The 1,883-nt window shown below is 71.4% G+C and carries 2 protein-coding genes; both read right to left on the reverse strand.

Annotation, left to right across the window (positions count from 1 at the left end):
• Window positions 1-1,550 (reverse strand): DUF5916 domain-containing protein (locus Q7W29_04640; GenBank protein MDO9171104.1); only part of this gene is annotated, 1,550 nt, incomplete at its 3' end.
• 150 nt (window positions 1,551-1,700) lie between these two features.
• A partial coding sequence (locus Q7W29_04645; GenBank protein MDO9171105.1) for a hypothetical protein occupies window positions 1,701-1,883 on the reverse strand: 183 nt, incomplete at its 5' end.

Genomic DNA, 1,883 nt, shown 5'->3' on the forward strand with positions numbered 1-1,883 from the left:
CGCTGGTAGTAGCGGCGCGACGAGCGCTGCTGCAGGTCCAGCGCGGCCGCCGAGCCGCTGAGTTGGGAGCCCGCCAGGTAGCCCCGCAGCGCCCAGTCGCCGCCGTCGTCGAGGCGCGTCCAGCCGTCCACCCCGAACGACCAGGCCCGCGCGGCGAGCTGCTCGCGGGCGGCGGGATCCCCGAGGTCGCGCAGCACGCCGGTGGCCATCAGGCCGAGCCCCCGCCGGCCGCCGGCGTAGGTCCTCTGCAGTCGCAGGGCGTTGTAGCCGGTGCGCGGCTCGACGAACTGCCCGCTCGTGACGCCGTCCGTCGACAGGCGGGCCCGTTCCGCGGCGGTCACCGCGCTCAGCACACCGACCTTCATCCCACCCAGCGTGCCGCCCAGCCGGACCGCGCCCAGGATGGTGGCCGCGTCGGGCAGGTCGGCGTGGTCGTGCGGCGCCGTCGCCAGCTGCGGGGCGCGCCCGATGCGCCGGCTGTGGAGCAGCGTCGGGTCGCTCCAGTTGAAGTTCCAGGTGCTGCCGGTGCCCTCGCGCCCGAACCGGAAGGCGCCGGTGTCCTCGACGAAGAAGGGCCGCTTCTCGGGGTAGTAGGTCTCGGCGTCGGACAGGTTCACCACGGCCGGGTCCACCTCGACCTGCCCGAAGTCGGGGTTGACCGTGGCGGAGAGGGCCAGGTCGTTGGTGATCCGGTACCGCAGGTCCAGGCCGGCGTCCGCGTCGAGCTCGCGCGACGAGCGGAAGGGGTCGCCGGGGGCGACCTCCTCGAACCGGCCGCGGGTCGTGCCGTAGGCCAGCGCCTCGATCTCGCGCACCGGGTGCACGCCGGCGATGCCCACCAGGTCGGGGAACCGGTTCTGGTAGCCGGCCTCCTGGCGGGGTCGGTGGAAGAGCTCCTCGCGGCCGCCGCAGCGCAGGTAGCGGCGGGAGAAGTTGATGCCCCAGACCTGCTGCGGCGCGTCGGGGAAGCGCAGCTGGGAGAACGGGATGCGCAGCTCGACGTTCCAGCCGCCCCCGTCGATGCGCGTGCCGCACTCCCAGACGCCGTCCCAGGTGCTGTCGTCGGCGCCGTCGTTGTAGAGCTGGGAGTCGCCGATCACCCCGGAGGGGTTCACGGCGAAGGAGAAGCCGTTGCGGTCGTCGTTGTAGGTGTCGAGGTTCAGGAAGACCCAGTCCGACTCCGGCCAGGTGTCGCGGCGCCCGAGGCTCGTGCGGATCGAGTCGGGGCTGCTCTCGTGCAGGCGGGCGGCGACGTAGAGCGCCTCGTCGTCGTAGGCGACCCACCAGTCGGTGGGCTGGCGCGGCGGCGCCCCGTTGTCGGGCTCGTTCTGGATCAGGGGATGGACCGACGGGCGGTGCCAGGCGGCTTCGTCCAGGACGCCGTCGATGCGGACGGGTTCGGCGAGCCGCAGGGCCTCGACGCGCCCCGGTCCTTCCAGAGGTCCCGCCTGCGCGCTCGCCCGCGAGACGGCCAGCGCCAAACCCAGCAGCGAGACCACCAGCAACAGGGACAGGCGGACGGCGGGCGGGATCCGTGTCGGTCGGGGCATGGTCGGTCTCCTGATGACGTGTCGGGAATCCATCATGCAGGATTAGACACGCAGGAGACCGGAATGGTTGACGTGTGGCCGAAACAAATATGACAAGCAGTGACTGGCGAACAGCCCCTAGCTAGACGCCGAAGTTCTAGATGCCGATTTTTAGATGCCGAAGCGCCGGGTGATCTTCACCATCACGATGTCGTCGCCCGGGGACTCCAACAGCGAGCGCGCGTCGCGGCGCAGGTCCATGCTGCCGGGATCGTCGAAGTTGGCGCGGCCCTGGGTCCAGGCCAGGTAGAACGTGGAGCCCGGGTCGTACTCCCAGCGCAGCACGAAGTTCAC

This window comes from bacterium (assembly GCA_030654305.1).
Taxonomy (GTDB): domain Bacteria; phylum Krumholzibacteriota; class Krumholzibacteriia; order LZORAL124-64-63; family LZORAL124-64-63; genus PNOJ01.